This window comes from Candidatus Insignibacter tubulum (assembly GCF_056790205.1).
On the sequence record NZ_CP199715.1, the window covers coordinates 252,354 to 274,233 of the forward strand.

The window sequence follows — 21,880 nt, forward strand, 5'->3', positions numbered from 1 at the left end:
AGACATTGTTAATCGCTAATATGAAAATAAGTTGAAAAATATTCTTTTTTAAATGTGTGGGATTGTAGGATATGCAGGGGAAAGAAATGCTTGCTCTATTCTAATTAAAGGATTAAAGAGACTTGAATATAGAGGATACGATAGCGCTGGTTTAGTTTTAAATGACCTAGAAGGGTTTCATCTTTTTAAGACTAAAGGAAAAGTAGCTGATCTTGAAAAAAAAATTACCGATACTTTTAGCTCTTCTACGGGTATTGCTCATACCCGATGGGCAACACATGGGGTACCTAATGATGTAAATGCTCATCCTCATATTTCTAAATCTGGACAATTAGTAATAGTGCATAATGGAATTATTGAGAATTTTTTATCCCTTAAATCTATGTTAATTCAGAAAGGGATGTGTTTCCAAAGCGAAACCGATACCGAAGTATTAATCAATTTGATCGAGTATATCAAAAATCAGGATAATTTATCTATAGAAGAAGCAGTTCGATTATCTCTTAATGAGATAGTAGGCGCCTATGCTATTGCTGTTATGGAAAGGGGATATCCTGATAAAATAATAGTAGCAAAACTAGGTAGCCCACTTACTATAGGTATTAACAGTGGAGAATTCTTTCTTGCATCAGATACCTCCCCTTTTATAGAGTATACTAAGAATGCTCTTTATTTAGAAGATGGCGAAATGGCAGTGATTATAAAAAATAAAAAAGTAGATATTAGAAAAATCATTAACAATAATCACGTAGTTTCTAGTATTCATGAGCTTCAAATGGATCTTGAAGAGATTGATAAAGAAGGCTATGAGCACTTTATGCTTAAAGAAATTTACGAACAGCCTAGATCAATACTTAATACTATGAGAGGACGTCTTTTAATAGAGTCAGGTACCATAAAAATAGCAGGTATATGTGATTATAAAGAATACTTCTTAAAAGCTAAACGCATTATTATTATAGGATGCGGAACTTCATGGCATGCTGCTCTTATAGGAGAATATCTTTTAGAAGAATTATCACAAATTCCAGTGGAGATAGAATATGCCTCAGAATTTAGATATCGCAATCCTATTATTTACAAAGATGATATAGTTATTGCGATTTCACAATCAGGAGAAACTGCCGATACTCTAGCTGCGATAAAACTAGCTAAAGAGAAAGGTGCTTTTACTTTTGGGATTTGTAATGTAGTAGGATCTTCTATTGCAAGAATTACAAATGCAGGATCATATACACATGCTGGTCCAGAAATAGGGGTAGCGTCTACTAAAGCCTTTACTGCTCAAGTAACTGTCTTGAGTTTGATGGCGCTAAAAATAAGTCAATACAAAAAAACTATAGACCCTTCAAGGCATCATATACTGTGTAATACATTAAGTCTTCTCCCCCATAAAATGGGGGAGATACTTAAGATAAGTAATAAAATAGAACTGGTAGCTAAAAAATATAAAGATGCTAAAAATTTTCTCTATTTAGGAAGAGGGGTAAATTTTCCCGTAGCCCTCGAAGGTGCTTTGAAACTTAAAGAAATCTCTTATATCCATGCTGAAGGTTATCCTGCAGCCGAAATGAAACACGGACCCATTGCGCTTATTGATGAAAATATGCCTGTAGTAGTTATAGCCCCAAAAGGGGGATATTATGAAAAGATTCTTAATAACATTCAAGAAATTAAAGCCCGAAAAGCACTTATTATTGCTATAGTTAATCCAGAAGATGAACAAGTAAGAATTTTAGCTGATCATATTATTGAAATTCCTGACGTAGATGAAATCTTTACGCCCCTTATCGCTACTATACCTTTACAGTTGCTAGCCTATCATATTGCTCTAATGCGTGGTGAGAACGTTGATCAGCCTAGAAATTTAGCTAAATCTGTTACAGTAGAATAATGAAAATTTTCCTCTAGATTAATATTAGAGGGTCAAACTATATTTTACAAATTCAGAAAACAAGTAGTAAGAGTCGATCTATATATTTTATAAAACTTTATATTTTTAGCATATAAAAAAAGCAGACCTTTAAGCCGGATTCTGTCCCCATTAAAATGGGTCTTTATCATTTATCTAGGCCAAAAGTTGCCTTTTAGCTCTAACTGCCTACCCCCCAGCTTTGATCGGGCTTATCTTAATCGCTGGTATACGTGGCATTTCACTACATAGAGTTTACCTGATTTCACTACAGCCAAACTGTACTTTCTTTCTATTGCACTAGTCCTCATCTCACGATGGACGGGTGTTACCCGCTATGCTGCCCTAGGTGTCCGGACTTTCCTCATTTTATTCATAATATAAAACGCGATAAAGTGGTCTGCTTTAAAGATCTTTACTATTAATACATTCTCAGAGAGTAAAGATAAGAAAAAATAATATCTTATAATCTCTCAACTTCATTTATCATAAAATAATTATTACCATTCAGTTCATTAACTATATGATTTTTACATTCTATATAAATTATTCCCAGCCCTAAGTTTTAGGGATAACTTATCCCTCCTTATATTATAAAAAAATAAATTAAGTTTGTAACTAACTGCATTAGTTACTAAGATTTTTTTCTTTTAAAAATAATAGTCTTTAGTTAGGGACAAAATTATTTTTTAATAAGTTTGTATTTATAACCAGCGAAAGGAATTAATAGCTGATCCTATTTTATTATTAATTTCTAGAAACTCTATAGGAGCCTCTAAAAGGTTGCTAATCAAACTATAACATCTGTAAATTTATCGTTAAAATAGAAATTACCACATCACTTAAAAACTTAGTAGTTTTTTTAATTATGTAACCATCTCTAGAAAATATAAGTCCTCTAGATTAATAACCCTTGTTGATCTTTATATACGTAAACATTTATTATAGGGCTCAAAATCTATTAATTAATTCTTTCTAGTAAAAAACTAGATCTTATAAACTATTATATATTTAATTAGTCGTTTATCTATTTGATAGACTCTTTATAAAAAAAATATCCTAATATTTTTAATATGCTCTAAATAGAATACTATTTTAGTATTTATTACCTTAATAGGTCTTATTAAGATATAGCATTTTCTATACAATCTACATTTTTTTTTGGTTATTAAAAACGAAATAGTTAATACTAGTAGGTATTTATCCAATAACATTTATTATATTTTTACCTAAAAATATTTAGGTTCTTTCTTCCTAAGAAAGAAGACTAAAATAACTTTGTTAATATTAATATATATAAAGCTTTTTATAAAAAAACGTGTAGAATAAAAATTGAAAAATAATCATGTGAAATTTACTCTCACTAAGCGATTAGATCATTTTTTTTATATTATTAAATTTTCATATTGAACCTAACTCGTAAACTTCTTTAGAGGGGTCCCAATAAGATTTTTTCTTTAAATAGTATTCCAGATAAAATGCTATAGTACTAGTTTGAGTCTTCGAGCGACGAGAAAAAATAAATAATCGTTCTATAGCACGTGTGGTAGCTACATATAAAAGATTTATATGATCAAATTGAATTTTAGATAAGTAATCCTCATACCTTTCTTTAATTGATCCTTCAAGAGATTTCATGAAGGTATTTGCAGTTGCATATAAAAGATCAAATCCCTTGTATTCGTTCCCATCTATCTCTAACCATAAGCCTCCTTTTTTTTCTTCAAAAGTGTTCCAGTTAGCAAAAGGTAAAAGCACTATAGGAAACTCTAACCCTTTAGCTTGATGAATCGTCATGATTTTTATAGCATTAAGTGATTCATAAAAACTAACACTTTCTTTATCTTGTCTTTGATCCCACCATTTTAGGAACTCTATTGGAGTAAAAATACCTTTTCGCATAGCACGATATACTGTATTGAGGAAAAAAATAAGCGAGTTAATATCATTTATACGGTTAAGTTGACCTACTCTTATAACTTCTTCACATAGCTCATATAAGGAATAGTTATGATAGCCTAAATATCCCTTAAAAGAAAGGCCTAATTGAGTCAATTTTTTGAAAAATCCTTCAAAAGATAATTTTGTTAGAAATTCCAAAAAATAATGGACATCTTTTACTTTAGGGTTAAATAACCCGTATTGTAAAAGTAATAATGACCAGTCAATACGTGAATTGATATCTTCAGGCTTTGAAATAACTTTGAGATATCCTAAAATTATTTTTACTGTCGATATCTTTGTTAAAGATAAAGATTCCGAAGAAATTACAGGTTGGTGATCAGCTATAAGAGATGTTGCTAAAAAAGCCCCCTGTTTTTTTTTGCGTACTAGCAGACAAATATCACTATATTTATATCCATGCAAGAGTAATTTTTTTATACATTTTAGCACCCTATTATAGGTAGTATAGTAATATGCACAATTGTCATTAGATGAAATAAAGTTGAGTTCTATATATCCTCCATGTTTTTCTGAATAGTCCTGAAAATTTTCTTTATAAGCTTTTTTATAAAATGGGTTAGATAAAAGATCAGCAATAATAGAATAAAATTCATTATTAAAACTAACAATATTTTTAAAGCTTCGAAAATTTTTTTTAAGACTGTATACTTCTATTTTATAAGGCGCTTTATTATTTTGAGAAAGGGATAAAAACTGCTCAGGATGAGCGCCACGCCAACGATATATAGACTGTTTAATATCTCCTACTATCATAGCTGCCCCTCCCTGAGCTAATGCATTTTCAATTAGTGGTTCAAAATTTTTCCACTGCATTAAAGATGTATCTTGGAACTCATCTATAAAATAATAAGTATAACGTTCACCTAAATATTCATATATATATGAACTAGTTTCAGAATTTATAAATTGTCCTAAGATCTCATTAAGCTCTTCTATAAGTACTATATTCTTTTCCTTTTTTAAAATATTTAGCTCCTTGTCTATTTCATAGATAACAGCAATAGCTGACAAATTTTTCAGTAAAATACGTGCGGTTAGATATTTTGAAATGCCTTTTTGATAAAATACTGAAAGGGATTTATAATGTCTTAATATTTCTTGGCAATGATTATTTATAAGTTTTTTTTGAGTGTCGTTTTTAAAAGTTTTAGAATATAATTTTCCTGAGCATATACTTCTTTGTAAGCGCTTGTTAAAAGGATTGATAATATAATTACCTTCGATTATTTTTTTAAGAGTATTAGGCCAATCTAAGTGATAAAAAGAATCGAATGATATATGCTTTTCTTCTATAAACTTAAGATATTTTTTAGCCTCTAAAATAAGACTTCTTTCAAAAGATTTCATCTGGCATATGAGATATTTCTTTAGATCATAGAAATCTGATAACTTATGTTTCTGAAGCCTCTGTAAAAAGAGAGTGTTATCTTTTTGTATGAGCAAATTAGCGCTCTCTAAAAGAGAGATGCTAGGATCCCAATTATCACCTTGATGTAAATTATATAGAGAAAAATCAGTTAAAAAGTTTCTTAAGGAAGACTGAGGAGATATTTTAAAAAGAAAATTTTCCAGAGCTTTTTTAAGTAAAATATGACTTTGAGTCTCTAGCTCAAAATTAGAGTTTAAACTAAAATTAGATGCAAAAGTACGAATAATCTTATGAGTAAATTTATCTATAGTACTTATAGAAAAATCAGAAAATGAATGTAAAATAGCTCCTAGTACTAATTTGGATCTATTGATTAATTGCTCACATGTACAATTAGTATCCTTTAAGAGACTTCCAAAAAATGGATGTCTATGTGCTTTAGAAGGCGTTGAGAGTTGTTGTAAGGTTTCTAAAATACGTTTTTTTATTTCGTAAGCAGCCTTATTAGTAAAGGTAATAGCAATAAAATTTTTAAAAGCATAAATATTTTCTGATACCAAGACTAAAGTAATATATTCTTTAACTAAGGAATAGGTTTTCCCTGATCCGGCAGATGATTCGTAAATGCTTAATGTTGCAGGTTTCAACATGATTGAAAAAATATATCTGTATATTAATTTTTTTTTTATAAAAAGTAAAGACCCTAGTACTATGTTTAATAGTATATATTGTAGTTATAACTAATATTTAAACTTTTCATACTTAGTTTCTCATATTAATTATCTCTTTGCTTATTCTTAAAGTGTTTAAGGGGGAAACTTATAGTAAGATTTATTTCTAATAATATACAATCCTCAATAACTCCCGAAGTTTTTTTAAAAAAATCCGTCTATGTTAGATATCTAATCTAGATCAATAGACTTAAATAATATATTCTAGTAGATTATCTCAAGCTTATATTTCATTAAAATCTGTTTTGCTAAAATAGCAACATATAAAAAAATGTATGGGAAAAAATAAAATGTCTTAATAATATCATATAACTAAGATAAAAAATAATTTAATTCATTTATAAGGTAAATACTAGGAAAATATTATAAATCACTTTTAATAAGAACTTTTTAAACTTTGATATAGCGAATATCAAGGCTATATTAATACGGAATATTAATAAATAAGAAAGTAAAAACATATATTTGTATATGCTTTTTTCCATTTTTAATAAAAAAAATAATTTGTAAAGATTTATTTATAATCAGCATTTTATATATTCTAACTGCTTGTAATATTACTCAGAGAGTACCCCAAGGGCGATATTTGCTTACTGATAATATTTTTAAGGAGAATGGGAAACGATTGTATTTTTCCGATCATAATAACTATGTAAAACTTCGTCCTAACAAGACTTTTTTAGGATTTTTACCATTAAGTTTAATATTTTATAATATTTCCAATCTAGATTTAGAGCTCGTATTTAATGAATTTTATACTAATATTCCCGATGCCTTATCTAAAAAACAGAAAAACAAGAAACTAGATAACCTTTTAATTCAAAACAATCTCAACAGATATTTAGGGAAAAACTTATGGTGGGATAAATTTCTTTTTAAGAACTCAAGCAAACCATCTCTTATAGATAGAGATCTTGCACAAGCCTCATCTGAGGCTATTGAAGCAGATTATTTTTCAAAAGGATTTTTTAATGCAAAAACAAGATATCGCCTTGATTTAAAAGGCAAAAAAGGGAAGATAATTTATGAGACTCAAACAGGCAAGCCCTATATCTTAGGGGATATACAATGTTACTTTAAAGAAAAAGAATTAGAAAAAATTTATCTTAGATATAAGAAATATGGAAAAATTAAAACGGGTAAAATTTATAATACACAAGATTTTAAAAATGAACTTGAACGAATAAAAAATCTTTATGAAAACTATGGATATTATAATTTCAACTATTTAAACAATGAAATAAAATTTAAAATATACTTAACTGCCAAAGAGCAAAAAGTAAAGACGCTCATGATAGTAAATGAAAAAACACCCCCTAAAAAGGGGGGTAATTCGCTAAAAACCTTTAAACATATTCCATATCATTTTGATCAAATTAAAATTACTGTTCAAAATGAGATACATAAAGCTTTAAATCCTTTTAATTATAAAGGATATATCATGTGTTTGCCAAATACACTTAAATATAAGCCTAGTGTGTTCACAGATGCTTTAGTAATTAAACCTAAGGGTTTGTACAGGTTACAAGATATTATTCTTACAAAAGATAACATTAATCGTTTTAATAATTTTAATATCAGTATATTTTCTTTAAAAGAGAGTAAAAAATCTACAGAAAAACATCCACTTTTAGATGCAAATATAGAATTGGTCCCTAACAATAAATATGAATTACAACTTTCTTTTTATTGTAACTATTTATACCTAAATAATTTAGGTATTTCTTCAGGAATTACACTGCTTACGCGAAATATTTTTTCAGGAGCTGAAAATCTCGAATTATCTATAAAAGTTAATGTTGCTTCTGTAAAAGAAACTTTGACAAAGACTGAAGGGTATTTCAATGCTTGGGAGACAGAGACACAAGCTAAATTTGATTTTCCTAGATTTATATTCCCATTAGACATTTATTTTATCAAAAATAAATTCTATATCCCACATTCTTATGTTTTTTTAAAGATTATTCATCAAAAAAATAGAAGTATAAGAAGGATAAATCTTTCTGGAAATATTGAATATGAATGGAAAAATTCTATTTATCAGAGCCATAGATTTAGTATTTTAAATATTCAGTTTATTCAAAATCTAGAAAAAGATCATTATTATGATTTTCACAATAATGGCGAAGCTATAAAAGATAGCTACGATTTAGAGATGGGGGACCGCTATCTCAACAATCAGACAGACATATATTTTAATAGAACCTTGGACCAAGAAAAACGGATTGCAAATAAATATTTTATACATTCAGTGAATTACTATTATGAATATAAAAATGATATAAATAAATATAATCTTAATCCTATTTTTTTCTATGGTAGAATAGAATTAGCCTTAGATTTACTTTCCTGGGTTAATAACCCCCTCATACTAACCCAAATAAAAACAACTAAACAGCCAATGCATAGCTTATTTAAGCTATCCTGCTCGCAGTTTCTAAAATTTGATTTAGAACTACGAAAATACTGGAAATTCTCCTCAACTAAAACTTTAGCTTCACGTATTTTTTTAGGAATTGGTATCCCTTATGGGAATTCCCACGAATTACCTTTTGATCGGAGTTATTCTGCAGGTGGGTATAATGATATCCGAGCCTGGCATACCTATGAATTAGGGCCTGGGGACGCTATACACTATAATTCAATGGATCCAGCTTTATCAGATATTAAGATAACTATAAATACAGAGTACCGTTTTGATATTTTCTCAAAAATTTATGGAGCTTTTTTCATCGATATAGGTAATATATGGTCATTAAAGAGGAAAGATAATGCTATTAATTCTACTAAAATGAATAGCGGTATGTTTGAATGGAGTAGTTTTTATAAACAAATGGCTTTAGGTATAGGATTAGGATTACGTTATAATTTAGAATTAATTATCATCCGTTTGGACTTTGCCTATAAATTACATGATCCTTCAAAAATTTATAATAGATGGCTCTTTTCTAAATTAGACCTCTTAAATCCAATAGTAAATTTTGCTATAGGCTATCCCTTTTAAGTATATTAGGTTTTATTATATTTGCCATTCCATCCTATTTATAAAATATAATTTATAAGGTAATGTCTAAGAAATTTCCTGTAGGTGTAGTTACCGGTGCTATAGTTAAAGAACTATTCGATTATGCAAAAGAAAATCAATTTGCTCTTCCAGCGATAAATGTTACAGGATCAAATACCATCAATGCGGCTTTAGAGACTGCTTCGGAACTTAAAGCCCCTATTATTATAGGATTTTCTAATGGTGGGGCAATTTTTAATGCAGGAAAAGCATTAAGCAATGAATATCAACGCGCTGCAATTCTAGGATCTATAGCTGGTGCTAAACATATTCATGAGTTAGCTGAGGCTTATGGAGCTACAGTAATTTTACATACGGATCATTGCTCTAAAAAACTTCTACCTTGGATAGACGGGTTATTAGAAGTAAGTAAAGAATATTATACCTATAACAAAAAAACACTCTTTAGCTCTCATATGCTAGATCTCTCAGAAGAACCCTTACAAGAAAATATAAATCTATGTTGTGAATATTTTAAACGTATGTCAATGCTAGATATGACATTAGAAATAGAATTAGGTATTACAGGAGGTGAAGAAGATGGAGTAGACCATAGTAGAGTAAATAATGAAAAACTTTATACTGAACCCAAAGACGTAGCTTATGCTTACCAAAAACTACTTGAAATAAGTCCAAATTTCACTATAGCGGCTGCTTTTGGGAATGTCCATGGTGTATATAAACCGGGAAATGTAAGCTTGCGTCCAAATATTTTGCTAAAATCTCAAAAATATGTTCAAGAGCAATATAAAACTACCGAAAAACCTATTTCCTTCGTATTTCACGGCGGTTCAGGTTCATCAGAACAAGAAATTAAAGAAGCTATCCGTTATGGAGTAGTAAAGATGAATTTAGATACTGATTTACAGTACGCTTTTATGACTGGTATACGTGATTATATGAATGAGAATAAAGATTACTTAAAAGTACAAATAGGGAACCCTCAAGGAGAAGAAGAACCTAATAAAAAATATTATGATCCTCGTATATGGCTTCGTCAAGGAGAAAAAAGTTTCAAAACCCGTTTAAAAAATGCTTTTAAGAGCCTTAATAACATTAATAGGCTCAAGTGATAAAATTTTTGGTGTGATATATTTGAATTATGACCTGGTTTTTAAGGAAAAAGAAAAACATCCTTACTCTTACTAAGGATCGCAAAGATCTCCCTAAAGGGCTTTGGTATAAAACTCCAAGTGGAAAAATCATAGATACTCAGGAGTTAGAAGAAAACTTATATGTAAGTTTAGAAGATGGTTATCATGTTAGGATAGGAAGTCAAGAGTATTTTAAGATTTTATTTGATAAAGGTATATTCGAAGAATTAGATGCTAACCTTTCTTCAAAAGATCCTCTAAGATGGATCGATTATAAAAAATACAGAGAACGCCTTGATGAAGCTAGGGAAAAAACAGGGCTTAACGAGGCTATACGTTCGGGATTTGGAAAATTAGGAGGTTATAAGATAGTGATAGCGTGTATGGATTTTACTTTTATAGGAGGTTCTATGGGCTCAGCTGTAGGAGAAAAAATAAAAAGAGCTATAGAGAGGGCTATAAAAGAAAAATCTACTTTTTTATTAATCTCAAAATCCGGAGGAGCACGTATGATGGAAGCTCCTTATTCCCTTATGCAAATGGCTAAAACCGTAGCTATGTTAAGTTGTCTTTCGCAGGCAGGATTACCTTATATCTCCTTATTAACTGATCCTACCACCGGAGGTGTAACAGCATCATACGCCCTATTAGGGGATATTAATATTTCTGAGCCTGGAGCCTTAATAGGGTTTGCTGGTCCTAGAGTGATAAGAGAAGCTATAGGAAAGGATCTTCCTATAGGCTTTCAAAAAGCTGAATTTCTACTTGAACATGGGTTTATAGATATTATTTGTAACCGTAATGAATTAAGAAAAAATATTTCTCGATTTATATCGATGATCCTTTAGAAAAAGGGATAAATAAATTTCTATTATAGAATCGTTTAAATGTATATTATCATATATAAATGAACTCAACCTAAAAACTAGGCAAGGAAGGTATAACGTATACCATATAGCTTGTGGCAATAAGTTTTTCTCCAAATATCTTAGAATAAGATAAAGTTATATCAATAATTTTATTATCAGGATGATACAACGTATTTATCCCGATAATAAATACAAGTGAAGAATAATTAATCGATAAAAAGTATTATTATTTTTTAATAATATCTAACATCCTATTCTATAGGATAGGATGTTAGATCTTTATAGAATTTTAATATATATAATTTGCATAAAAAAATGTTCCTTTAATTATTTATTAAAGTAATTTATAATCAAACTCTCTCAGGACATAAAGCCTATGTTGTATATATAGAGATCTCTGTGTTTAGAGAGGAACTATATAATAAAGCTATATATAATTTATTTAACTAACAATAAACAATATCTAGGTTCATTATATATAATATAATAGCTATCCTATATACCTCATATATATATTCAAATTGAATATGTTTTTTAGGCTATCTGATCCTTTTCTCTTTAGAAGTAATTTATTTATAAACTTTATACTTTTACGTTAAATTTTACTCATCGTATGTATCCTATTGTTGCTATAGTAGGCCGACCCAATGTTGGGAAATCTACTTTTTTTAATCGTTTACTAGGTAGACGTGAAGCTATTATCGATGCTATAAGTGGTGTTACTCGAGATAGAAACTATGGGATTTCTGAATGGAATGGACATATATTTACTATTATAGATACAGGTGGTTATGCTGAAAACTCAAAAGATCAATTTGAAAAAGAAATTGATAAACAAGTAAATATAGCTATAGGCGAAGCTGATGTAGTACTTTTTATGGTAGATATCAGATCTGGTCTTATAGCTGAGGATTATCAAGTAGCTGAATTATTGCGTAAATCCCAGAAGCCCCTATTATTAGTAGTTAATAAAGTAGATGATGCTAAATACTTATCTATGGCAGTAGAATTCTATAATCTTGGGGTTAATCATTATTATTGTATTTCTTCTGCTAATGGTAGCGGAAGTGGTGAACTTTTAGATATGTTAGTAAAAATTCTCCCAAAAAAAGAGATAGATAAAAGCATCTCCAAAAACCTTCCTAAATTTACTATAGTTGGACGTCCTAATACTGGGAAATCTACCTTTCTCAATACTCTTTTAGGAGAAGATCGTCATATAGTTACTAATATTTCTGGAACTACCCGCGATACGATTCAAGTCCCTTACCAACGTTTTGGATTAGAATGTATATTGATCGATACAGCAGGTATTCGAAAGAAATCAAAGATTACGGAAGATATCGAATTCTATTCAGTTATGCGTGCGATACGCGCTATAGAATATACTGATGTCTGTTTATTAATGATAGATGCTCAGTTAGGATGGCAAGCGCAGGATATAAATATTTTACATTTAATTAAAAAAAATCAAAAAGGTATTGTTATTCTTGTAAATAAATGGGATGCTATAAAAAAGGATTCCTCTACTATGAAGACTTATGAAAAAATTATTAAGAAAAAGATAGCACCCTTTAATGATATCCCTATTTTATTCATATCAGCTCTTACTAAACAACGTGTTTTAAAAACTCTTGAAGTAGCTATTGATATAGCCCTAAGACGTCGTCGAAAGATAAAAACTAGTTTACTTAACGAACTGATGTTGCCTGTTATAGAAGCGACTCCTCCTCCTTCTATAAAAGGAAAACATATTAAGATAAAATATTGCACTCAGCTGCCTAATTTTACTCCTCAGTTCGCTTTTTTTTGTAATAAACCTCAATATATTAAGGAGTCTTATAAACGTTTTATAGAAAATAAACTGCGAATTTTTTTTAATCTCAGCGGCATTCCTATAGTTATTTATTTTAGAGAAAAGTAATCATAAATATAATTTTTTTACTAAAAATGAAATCTTAACCAAGATGGGGTTAAGAATTTGTAGTACAAATAGATAATTTTCACTATATCTTTAATCCTGTGTAAAATAATTACCAATAAAGGTTTTTTACTAGAGATAGTAAGGATTTTTATGAAAAAAATATAGAGGGGAATTACTTTTTCTATCTTCTCTCTACAGAGAGAAGATAGCCTATTAGGTTTAATTAAACTAAAAATATTATTATTAATAAGATACTATAGAGAATAGCTTATTATTATTTTAAATCTAAAAATAAAAATAATCTTTTATGTTTATCTAAAATCTTTAATAAGATTAATTATAATTATTTAGTAGATATTTTTTTTTAAATTTGAATCTTATCTATCTAAATTTTATTAAAAATAAAATATGATATTTATAATTCTATCTTTAGAATGATCGCTTACTTAAAAGGAGATATAAAAGAAAAGAATCCATCTTTTGCAATAATAGATGTAAACGGTATTGGTTATAATCTGCGTATTTCTCTTAATACTTTTTCACAACTTTCTGAAAAGAAAAATATGAAATTGTACACTCATCTTCTTATCAGAGAAGATCAGTATATTCTATATGGGTTTTATGAACAAATGGAGCGTGAAATGTTTCTTCATTTAATTTCAATAAATGGTGTTGGTCCAACCATGTCTCTTTTAATTTTATCTTCTTTAAGTGCTCAACAAATATCTAAGGCTGTATTTGAAGAGCAAATCCATATTTTTCAAAGGATAAAAGGTGTAGGTGAAAAAATTGCTCGAAGAATCGTTATGGAACTAAGAGATAAAATATCCTCTTTTTCACACGATAATATACTCCTATATAATAAAGAGGATATGCGTAAACTAGATGCTATAAGCGCTCTTGAAGTTTTAGGATTTTCAAAGAATACTACAGAAAAGATAGTTAATATTCTACTGGATGATAACCCAGATATTTCTACAGAAAAACTAGTAAGGGAATCACTAAGAAAACTTTAATTTTTTATCCTAAAAAAAATAGAGAATAATTTTAACTGTATCTCATATTATATTTTATCTCATATAAAAAAAAAAATTATATTCTCAATGCTTTTTAAGCATATTTACTTTATTAAAAATATTATTGCTAAAAATAATAATAAGAGTTCCTCCTATAAAGATGAAAAAATCTGAAAGGTTAAATACAGGTTTAAAAAACTCAAATCGTTTGCCTCCGATATAAGGAACCCATTCAGGCCAATGAAAATCTATGATTGGGAAAAAAAACATATCTACTACAGATCCCCCCATAAAAAAAGAATAACCTGGGAAAGCAAAACGAGCTATCCCTTCATAACTAATCCAGCAATTATTCTGTTCATTAAAAACTATTCCACGATCAAATATAAGACCATAAAAAATACTATCTATAAGATTTCCTACAGCACCGGAAAAAATAATACTCATAGGAATTATGAAATAATTAGAAACTCCTGCTTTATGGCATCTATATATACATAAGAAAATAAATATAACTAAAAAAAAACGTAGAGAGCTAAGAGCTATTTTCCCTATATATCCAGAATCTAAGTGCAATCCATAAGCCATACCAGGATTTTCGATGAAAGAGATAAAAAACCAAGGAAAAACTTTTACACTCTCACCAATTTCAAAATTGGTCTTTATAAAGATCTTTATGCTCTGATCTAAGAGCAACATCATAAAGATAAGTATCAGAATTTTTTTCAAGATTATTTTCCTTCCATTAATTCTTTCCCCTCTATACTCCAGGTGGTATGAGGAACTATTTTAAGACGTTCTTTATCTATAAGCTTCCCGGTAAAACAGCATATACCATAATCTATACTTTTTGTACGTATGAGAGCGTTTTCAAGATTTTTTATAAATTTTTCAAGACGAATGATCAACTGAGCATTTTGCTCTCTGCTAAGAGTCTCAGATCCTTCTTCAAAGGCCTTAAAAGTAGGAGAAGTGTCTTCAGTTCCGTTATTTCTATCATTAACAAATGATTCTTTAATTATAAAAAGATCTCTCTTAGCTTTTTCAATTTTTTTTAAGATAATTTCCTGGAATTCTTTTCTTTCTTCCTTAGAATATCTATTTTTATGTTCTGTATTATCCATAAACATATTTTTGAACTGATACCTTTATCATTTCTCCTTCAAAATCAATATTCTCACCATAATGGAGATTATCGATTAAAGACAAGGATGTAGAAAGGGTTTCTTCGCAAAGATACTCCCTATTTAAATTTATCGCTTTCTTTATTTCAGATGAAGCATTGATATAAAGTATAATTTTATCAGTAACCTGAAGGTTATGAGCTTTTCGCATATTCTGGATACGATTAACTAATTCTCTAGCTATACCTTCATAGCGTAAATCTTTATCGATACTGATATCTAAAGCAACGGTAAGTCCTTCATAACTACCTATAGACCAACCCTTAATACTACGAGTAACAATATTTACTTCTTCTAAAGAAATATATTCTTTATTACCTTGAATCTCAATGGTACAAATACCCTCCTTTTTAAAGCTTCGTATTCTCTCTTGAGAAAATTTTAAAATACTATTGGAAATAATAGGCATATGTTTTCCAAATCTTGGTCCTAACTTTTTAAAAATAGGTTTTATCTCATAAATGAGCAAATCGTTCGCATCATCAGAGGCTAAAAAGTGAATTTCCTTAACATTTACCTCTTGTTTTATAAGGTTAGATATATCTCTAACTAATCCTTCTTCCTCTTCTGAGGAAGTTAATATCATAAGTTGTCTAAGAGGTTGACGTACTTTTATATTTTCTTTTTTTCTTAGAGAAAAAATAATGGAGGATAGTCTTTGTCCGATATGCATGCGTTTTTCTAGAGATCCATCAATGATTTTATCATCTGATTTAGGGAAGAAACTCAAGTGAACACTCTCGGGGGCTTCTTTTTTAGCTACACAAGCTAAATCCCTATAAAGTCTATCAGAGAAGAATGGTGCTATAGGAGAACTCAACAGTGATACTTTTATTAATACTTCATATAAAGTTTGATAAGCAGCTATTTTATCTAGGGAGTATTTTCCTTTCCAAAAACGACGGCGAGATAGCCTTATATACCAATTACTTAAATTATCTATAACGAAATCAGATATAGCCCTTGTTGCCCTGGTAGGATCATAAAGATCGTAGTAGTTTTTAACTCTTTTAATTAACTGATGCAACTCAGATAGGATCCATCTATCGAGCTCAGGGCGTTCAGTTACTTCTATTGAAACTTCTTTATAAGAAAAACTATCTATATTAGCGTAGAGAGAAAAAAAAGCATATGTGTTATATAGAGTACCAAAAAATTTTCGGCGTACTTCATCTACACCTTCTATATCAAATCTAAGATTTTCCCAAGGTTGGGAATTAGAGAGCATATACCAACGAATAGCATCAGGTCCGTGTAGCGCTAATACTTGAAAAGGATCTATAGCATTTCCCTTACTCTTAGACATCTTTTGTCCATTTTTATCTAGTACTAAACCGGTAGATATTACATTTTTATACGCTATTGAACCAAAAAGCATAGAAGAAATAGCATGTAAAGTATAAAACCACCCACGAGTTTGATCTACCCCTTCAGAGATAAAATCAGCAGGATAAAATTTTCCTTGCTCAATCTTTTCTTTATTTTCAAAAGGATAATGCCACTGCGCAAAAGGCATAGCTCCTGAGTCGAACCACACATCGATTAAATCTGATTCTCTTTTCATAAACTTTCCGTTAGGTGAGATTAAAAAAATCTTATCGATAACAGGCTTATGTAAATCAATCATTTTATAATTACGCTCGCTCATGTCTCCAGGAATAAAATTCCCAAAAGGATTTTTTTCCATTAAACCAGCATGAACAGATTTTTCTATTTCAGTTATTAATTCTTCGAACGATCCTATTATAATTTCCTCCTTCTTATCATCAGTACGCCATATAGGTAAAGGAACTCCCCAATATCTAGATCGGGAGAGATTCCAATCATTAATATTTTCAAGCCAGTGACCAAAACGATTTTTACCTGTGGATTCAGGTATCCAACGAATATTACGATTAAGCTCTACCATACTTTCCTTGGCGGCTGTAGTTTTAATAAACCAAGAGTCTAACTGATAATACAATATAGGTTTCCCTGTCCGCCAACAATGCGGATAAGAATGTTTGTATTTTTCAATTTTAAAAACTTTACCTTCATCTTTTAATAAGATAGCCAACTCTACATCTACAGAATTCTCTGGAGCTTTATCTATATAATACTCATTTCTAATATAACGTCCAGAAAAAGGCTTAGGAACTTCTTTTATAAAACGTCCTTGCGTATTTACTAAAGGAGTAAGTTGTTTTTTTTGCACATCCCATACGAGCATAGGAGGAACATTATTTTTTTTAGCAGCCAAAGCATCTTCAACACCAAAGTTAGGCGCTATATGTACAATTCCGGTACCTTCTTGGGTAGTAACAAATTCCGATGAGATAACCTGAAAAGCACTTTTTACATTTTCATAAGGTAAAGCCCAAGGTAGAAGCTGTTCATAACGACTCCCAGTAATTTGAGTTCCATAAAAAGAATTAATTATACGATAAGGTATCTTTTTATCCTGCCCTTTAGGAGCTTCCAATAACTTTTCTTGTGATATAAGAAAAAATTTTTCGGAAAGAACTTTTTTAATTAGATCTTTTGCTAAAACTACATATACATGTTCGAGTGTATAGGGATTAAAAGTTTCTACAGTAGAATATTCTATATCGTTCCCTACAGCAAGTGCCGTATTTGATGGGAGTGTCCAGGGAGTAGTAGTCCAGGCTAAAAAATATACCTCTCTTGAAAGAATTTTAAGGAAGTCAGGTAGGCTTTGCTTAAATGCTTTAAACTGAACTGTAATACTAGTATCAATTATTTCCTTATATGCTCCAGGCATATTTAGTTCATGAGTGCTTAATCCTGTCCCCGCTGCTGGAGAGTAAGGCTGCACAGTATATCCTTTGTAAAGTAATTTTTTTAAATATAATTGTTTTAAAATCCACCATAACGTTTCTATATATTTAGAATCATAAGTAACGTATGGATCTTCTAAATCTACCCAATACCCTATCTTATCGGTAAGATCTTTCCATATGCTAGTGTAACGCATAACTGAATCACGACAAGCTTTATTGTACTTATTTATGCTTATTTTTTCCCCTATATCTTCTTTTGTTATATTAAGTTCTTTCTCCACACCTAACTCTATAGGAAGACCATGTGTATCCCATCCAGCTTTACGTTGTACTTGTTTATCATTAAGGGTGTGATATCTACAAAATACATCTTTAATTGTGCGGGCCATTACATGATGTATTCCAGGAAGCCCGTTTGCTGAAGGAGGTCCTTCATAAAAAACATAATAATCTTTATTATGGCGAGAGCTGATACTTTTTTTGAAAATATTGTTTTTCTTCCAGTACTCACTTATCTCCCGAGCGCATTCGTTCAGATTAAGCTGTGTATATTCTCTGAATTTCTTAGACATGGTGAGACAAAATTTATTAATAAATTAATAATTAAAGATAAAATTACTCTGGAAGAATTATTTGTTTTTAAAATTAAATAAAGAATGATTTATTATTGTATAATCGGTATTTTTTCTATTCTTTTGAGATGTCTACCTCCTTCAAAATCTGTTTTAAAAAAAGCTTCTACTATAGCTAAGGCATCACATAATGCTACAAAACGAGCGGGTATCCCTAATATATTAGCATTATTATGTTTTTTAGCTAAAGTGGCAACTTCGACCTTCCATGCGAGTGCAGCGCGAACTTTTGCATATTTGTTAGCAGTAATAACTACCCCATTCCCACTTCCACATAAGATAATTCCATATTTTATATATCCTTGTTCTATAGATTTCGCTAAAGGATGTATAATATCAGGATAATCAACAACTTTTTGAGCAAAAGTTCCAAAATCTAGTATATGGTAATTTTTCACTTCTAAAACCTTTTTTATCTCTTCTTTATATTCCCAACCTGCATGATCAGATCCTATAGCTATTTTCATAAAAGTTTTATATAAAAATCAAAATTAAACTAATAAAAAGATGTATATAAATTGTCAACAATTTTTTAATTGTATGCCTAAATTTAGGGGATATTTTCCTCTAAATTATAGATTAGATAAAAACATTTACTATTAAGTTAGAATAAACAAATATTTTTTTTTTAAAAAAAAAACTAACCCAATTCGCTATTGTAGTTATATATATGGTTATTTAATATTATTTAGATGTCAATTACATTTGAGTTTTTAAACTATGGATATATACATTATTAAATACATAACTTACATATAAGGTTTATTAACTATGAAATAATAGTATGAATATTTTTTATTGTAAATATGTAAGGTGTTTTTCTAGTTTTTCTTTTTGCTTCTTAACCTTTAATGATTTGTCCCATAATAAATAATCAGTTTTATGAATATCTTGATGAATACCTTGGATCACTTTAACTTCAATAATAAAATAGCTCTTATACGTGTAGATTTTAATGTTCCACAAGATTCTCAATCAAGAATTCTTGACGATACTAGAATTAAAGCTGCTCTTCCTACTATACGCAAAATCATGGCAGATAAAGGTAGAATAGTTCTCTTATCCCATTTGGGACGACCTAAAGGAGTTATTTCTAATAAATACTCACTTAAGCCTATTTTACCATTACTTGAAAAATATTTAGACACTCAGGTACATTTTTCAGAAGATATAATAGGAGATAAAGCCCAGAGAGCGGTTTATCGTTTAAGAAACGGCGAGGTTTTACTGCTTGAAAATGTAAGATTTTATAAAGAAGAAGAACAAGGTGACAAGAATTTTGCTTATCAATTATCTCAACTTGGAGAGGTATATATAAACGATGCTTTTGGAGTAGCCCATAGAACACATGCATCTACTACTGTGATTACTCAATTTTTCCCTGATGCGAAATATTTCGGATACCTTATGGTTAAGGAACTTAAGGCAATTGATAAAGTGCTTAAAAATATTAGAAGGCCTTTTGTTGCTATTATCGGAGGAGCTAAAATATCTTCTAAAATACATACTATAGAAAATATTTTATCTCTAGTAGATCATCTCTTAATAAGCGGAGGAATGGCTTATACTTTTATCAAAGCACAAGGTGGAGAGATAGGAGATTCTATTATTGAGGAGGATAAAAAAGAGATTGCTTTGAGTTTGCTTGAAAAAGCTTATAAAAAAAATATAAAAATTCATCTTCCCTCAGATGTTATAGCTTCCAATTCTTTTGATAATAACTCGCTTCGAAAAGAAGTTTCGATAAGAGAAATACCTAAAGGATGGCAAGGGTTAGATATAGGAAGTAATTCAATAAAAAAATTCTCTAAGATTATTGATAAGGCTCAAACTATTTTATGGAATGGTCCTGTTGGCGTTTTTGAAATGTCTAATTTCTCAAAAGGAACCTTAGCTATAGCTCAATCAATATCTAAGGCAACCTCTTATGGAGCTTTTTCACTTGTGGGAGGGGGGGATTCAGTATCAGCTATTAAGCAGCTCGGTTATGATACTAAATTCAGTTATGTCTCTACTGGGGGGGGGGCGATGCTTAAAAGTTTAGAAGGAAAAATACTCCCAGGAATAACTGCTATCCTTAATCCTTAAGGATAGATTATTAAAGTCTATAGTCTCTAATATAATTTTTATCTAGGATAAAAGGATAATTTTTCTCTATTAAATTGCATAGTATGATCCTTAAATTTTATGTATATGAAAAATATACATAAAGTTTTTATTTAGTCCTTTGTAAACTACGATACGTTATAAAAAAGTAGGTATTTTATAAATAAACTTAACTGTTAAGTTAGTAGTAGAAAAAAAAGTTAGATATATTTTTTTTATAGTGATAGCTATATTTATTAAATTATATATCCTAATAAATTAGGATACGATTAACCTACCTTGGGTAGGTTTTATAACCTCACATAATATGATTTCTTATATTTTTATGATATATTAATTATTGATCTATATAATCAGTATCTTATAAAGATAATAATTATATAACAATTGAGTTACATTATATTAAATAATTAATTTAAGAAAACTCAATATTATCTCAGTAATAAGATTTCTTTTTTTTTTAACTATATTTGTCTAAGAAATTTTTAATTAAAATTAAAATAACAATCATGTCTTTTGAGCTTCCCAAACTCCTTTATGCTTATGATTCTCTGGAGCCTTATATAGACTCCTGCACCATGGAAATTCATCATACTAAGCATCATGGCACTTATACAAATAATCTTAATAAAGCCATAGAAGCAACTAGATGGGATAATTATCCAATAGAGGATTTACTAAGAAGTAGAGCTATTGATGTTCCTGCTATCCGCAATAATGCGGGAGGTTTTTATAATCACTCTCTCTTCTGGAGAGTACTTACTCCTCCTAATCAAAGTAACCCTTCACAGAAATTATCTATAGCCATAGATGAGGAATTTAATTCTTTTGAGTCTTTTAAGGAGAAGTTTCAAAAGTCAGCTAATTCCTATTTCGGATCTGGATGGGTATGGCTTTGCGTATGTTCTAAAAATAGAAAACTTTTTATAACTTCGTCGTCTAATCAGGATAATCCGTTAATGCCGTTTTCCGAACGTTTAGGAGTCCCTATATTAGGACTAGATATTTGGGAACATGCTTATTATTTAAAGTATCAAAATAAGCGTTATGAATATATTAACTCTTTTTGGCAGGTAGTAAATTGGGAGAAAGTTTCTAAAAATTATGAAAAAATTTAGTAATAGGATATATATACCTTTAAGCAAAAAGAAAGACTATTTATAAAAAATATTATAGCTCTTTTTTTCTCTTATAGGAGAGACTAGGTAGAATATATAAAAGATTATAAACGTAA

General features: G+C 29.5%; 13 protein-coding genes and 1 other RNA gene. 8 read left to right on the forward strand and 6 right to left on the reverse strand.

Features of this window, described 5'->3' with window-relative positions:
- The first annotated feature begins 52 nt into the window (after positions 1–52).
- On the forward strand, positions 53–1,894 hold the full coding sequence (gene glmS / locus ACUBP5_RS00985) for a glutamine--fructose-6-phosphate transaminase (isomerizing) (RefSeq protein WP_482168449.1): 1,842 nt from the start codon (positions 53–55) through the stop codon (positions 1,892–1,894).
- 114 nt (positions 1,895–2,008) lie between these two features.
- On the opposite strand, the gene rnpB is transcribed toward glmS, so the two are convergent.
- Together rnpB and ACUBP5_RS00995 are read right to left on the reverse strand one after the other, a co-directional pair.
- Positions 2,009–2,319: RNase P RNA component class A (rnpB, locus tag ACUBP5_RS00990), an RNA gene on the reverse strand.
- Between the two features lie 994 nt (positions 2,320–3,313).
- Positions 3,314–5,896 carry a UvrD-helicase domain-containing protein gene (locus ACUBP5_RS00995; RefSeq protein WP_482168450.1) on the reverse strand — a complete coding sequence of 861 codons (2,583 nt, stop codon included), beginning with the start codon at positions 5,894–5,896 and terminating at the stop codon, positions 3,314–3,316.
- 637 nt (positions 5,897–6,533) lie between these two features.
- Here ACUBP5_RS00995 and tamL point away from each other — a divergent pair.
- The 5 genes from tamL (at position 6,534) to ruvA (ending at position 13,944) form a co-directional block, all read left to right on the forward strand.
- A complete protein-coding gene (gene tamL, locus ACUBP5_RS01000) occupies positions 6,534–8,981 on the forward strand; it encodes a translocation and assembly module lipoprotein TamL (RefSeq protein WP_482168598.1) in 2,448 nt (815 codons plus the stop codon).
- A 62-nt stretch (positions 8,982–9,043) separates the two neighbouring features.
- A complete protein-coding gene (gene fbaA / locus ACUBP5_RS01005) occupies positions 9,044–10,114 on the forward strand; it encodes a class II fructose-bisphosphate aldolase (RefSeq protein ID WP_482168451.1) in 1,071 nt (356 codons plus the stop codon).
- Between the two features lie 29 nt (positions 10,115–10,143).
- On the forward strand, positions 10,144–10,983 hold the full coding sequence (gene accD, locus ACUBP5_RS01010) for an acetyl-CoA carboxylase, carboxyltransferase subunit beta (RefSeq protein ID WP_482168452.1): 840 nt from the start codon (positions 10,144–10,146) through the stop codon (positions 10,981–10,983).
- A 634-nt stretch (positions 10,984–11,617) separates the two neighbouring features.
- The gene (gene der, locus ACUBP5_RS01015; protein WP_482168453.1) at positions 11,618–12,928 is read left to right on the forward strand and encodes a ribosome biogenesis GTPase Der; all 1,311 of its coding nucleotides are present in this window, start codon (positions 11,618–11,620) and stop codon (positions 12,926–12,928) included.
- A 434-nt stretch (positions 12,929–13,362) separates the two neighbouring features.
- Entirely contained in the window at positions 13,363–13,944 is a 582-nt protein-coding gene (gene ruvA, locus ACUBP5_RS01020; RefSeq protein WP_482168454.1) for a Holliday junction branch migration protein RuvA, read from the forward strand.
- Positions 13,945–14,028: 84 nt separating this feature from the next.
- Here the strand turns inward: ruvA and ACUBP5_RS01025 are convergent, their stop codons facing one another.
- The 4 genes from ACUBP5_RS01025 to rpiB form a co-directional block, all read right to left on the reverse strand.
- Positions 14,029–14,673: a lipoprotein signal peptidase gene (locus tag ACUBP5_RS01025; protein WP_482168455.1), complete on the reverse strand. Its 645-nt coding sequence runs from the start codon at positions 14,671–14,673 to the stop codon at positions 14,029–14,031.
- A 2-nt stretch (positions 14,674–14,675) separates the two neighbouring features.
- A complete protein-coding gene (locus tag ACUBP5_RS01030) occupies positions 14,676–15,068 on the reverse strand; it encodes a TraR/DksA family transcriptional regulator (RefSeq protein WP_482168456.1) in 393 nt (130 codons plus the stop codon).
- The gene (gene ileS / locus ACUBP5_RS01035; protein WP_482168457.1) at positions 15,061–18,480 is read right to left on the reverse strand and encodes an isoleucine--tRNA ligase; all 3,420 of its coding nucleotides are present in this window, start codon (positions 18,478–18,480) and stop codon (positions 15,061–15,063) included. The genes ACUBP5_RS01030 and ileS overlap by 8 nt, the downstream gene beginning before the upstream one ends.
- Before the next feature lie 92 nt (positions 18,481–18,572).
- On the reverse strand, positions 18,573–19,007 hold the full coding sequence (gene rpiB, locus ACUBP5_RS01040) for a ribose 5-phosphate isomerase B (protein WP_482168458.1): 435 nt from the start codon (positions 19,005–19,007) through the stop codon (positions 18,573–18,575).
- 427 nt (positions 19,008–19,434) lie between these two features.
- On the opposite strand from rpiB, the gene ACUBP5_RS01045 reads away from it, so the two are divergent.
- Together ACUBP5_RS01045 and ACUBP5_RS01050 are read left to right on the forward strand one after the other, a co-directional pair.
- Complete coding sequence (locus ACUBP5_RS01045; protein WP_482168599.1) at positions 19,435–20,628, forward strand: phosphoglycerate kinase; 1,194 nt, start codon at positions 19,435–19,437, stop codon at positions 20,626–20,628.
- Between the two features lie 527 nt (positions 20,629–21,155).
- Positions 21,156–21,764 carry a superoxide dismutase gene (locus tag ACUBP5_RS01050; RefSeq protein WP_482168600.1) on the forward strand — a complete coding sequence of 203 codons (609 nt, stop codon included), beginning with the start codon at positions 21,156–21,158 and terminating at the stop codon, positions 21,762–21,764.
- The last annotated feature ends 116 nt before the right edge of the window (positions 21,765–21,880 follow it).

Coding starts and splice junctions, on each gene's coding strand:
- ACUBP5_RS01050 (WP_482168600.1), top strand. CDS start 21,156: ATGTCTTTTGAGCTTCCCAAACTCCTTTATGCTTATGATTCTCTGGAG.
- accD (WP_482168452.1), top strand. CDS start 10,144: ATGACCTGGTTTTTAAGGAAAAAGAAAAACATCCTTACTCTTACTAAG.
- ACUBP5_RS01045 (WP_482168599.1), top strand. CDS start 19,435: ATGAATACCTTGGATCACTTTAACTTCAATAATAAAATAGCTCTTATA.
- fbaA (WP_482168451.1), top strand. CDS start 9,044: ATGTCTAAGAAATTTCCTGTAGGTGTAGTTACCGGTGCTATAGTTAAA.
- ruvA (WP_482168454.1), top strand. CDS start 13,363: ATGATCGCTTACTTAAAAGGAGATATAAAAGAAAAGAATCCATCTTTT.
- ACUBP5_RS01030 (WP_482168456.1), bottom strand. CDS start 15,068: ATGGATAATACAGAACATAAAAATAGATATTCTAAGGAAGAAAGAAAA.
- der (WP_482168453.1), top strand. CDS start 11,618: ATGTATCCTATTGTTGCTATAGTAGGCCGACCCAATGTTGGGAAATCT.
- glmS (WP_482168449.1), top strand. CDS start 53: ATGTGTGGGATTGTAGGATATGCAGGGGAAAGAAATGCTTGCTCTATT.
- ileS (WP_482168457.1), bottom strand. CDS start 18,480: ATGTCTAAGAAATTCAGAGAATATACACAGCTTAATCTGAACGAATGC.
- rpiB (WP_482168458.1), bottom strand. CDS start 19,007: ATGAAAATAGCTATAGGATCTGATCATGCAGGTTGGGAATATAAAGAA.
- ACUBP5_RS00995 (WP_482168450.1), bottom strand. CDS start 5,896: ATGTTGAAACCTGCAACATTAAGCATTTACGAATCATCTGCCGGATCA.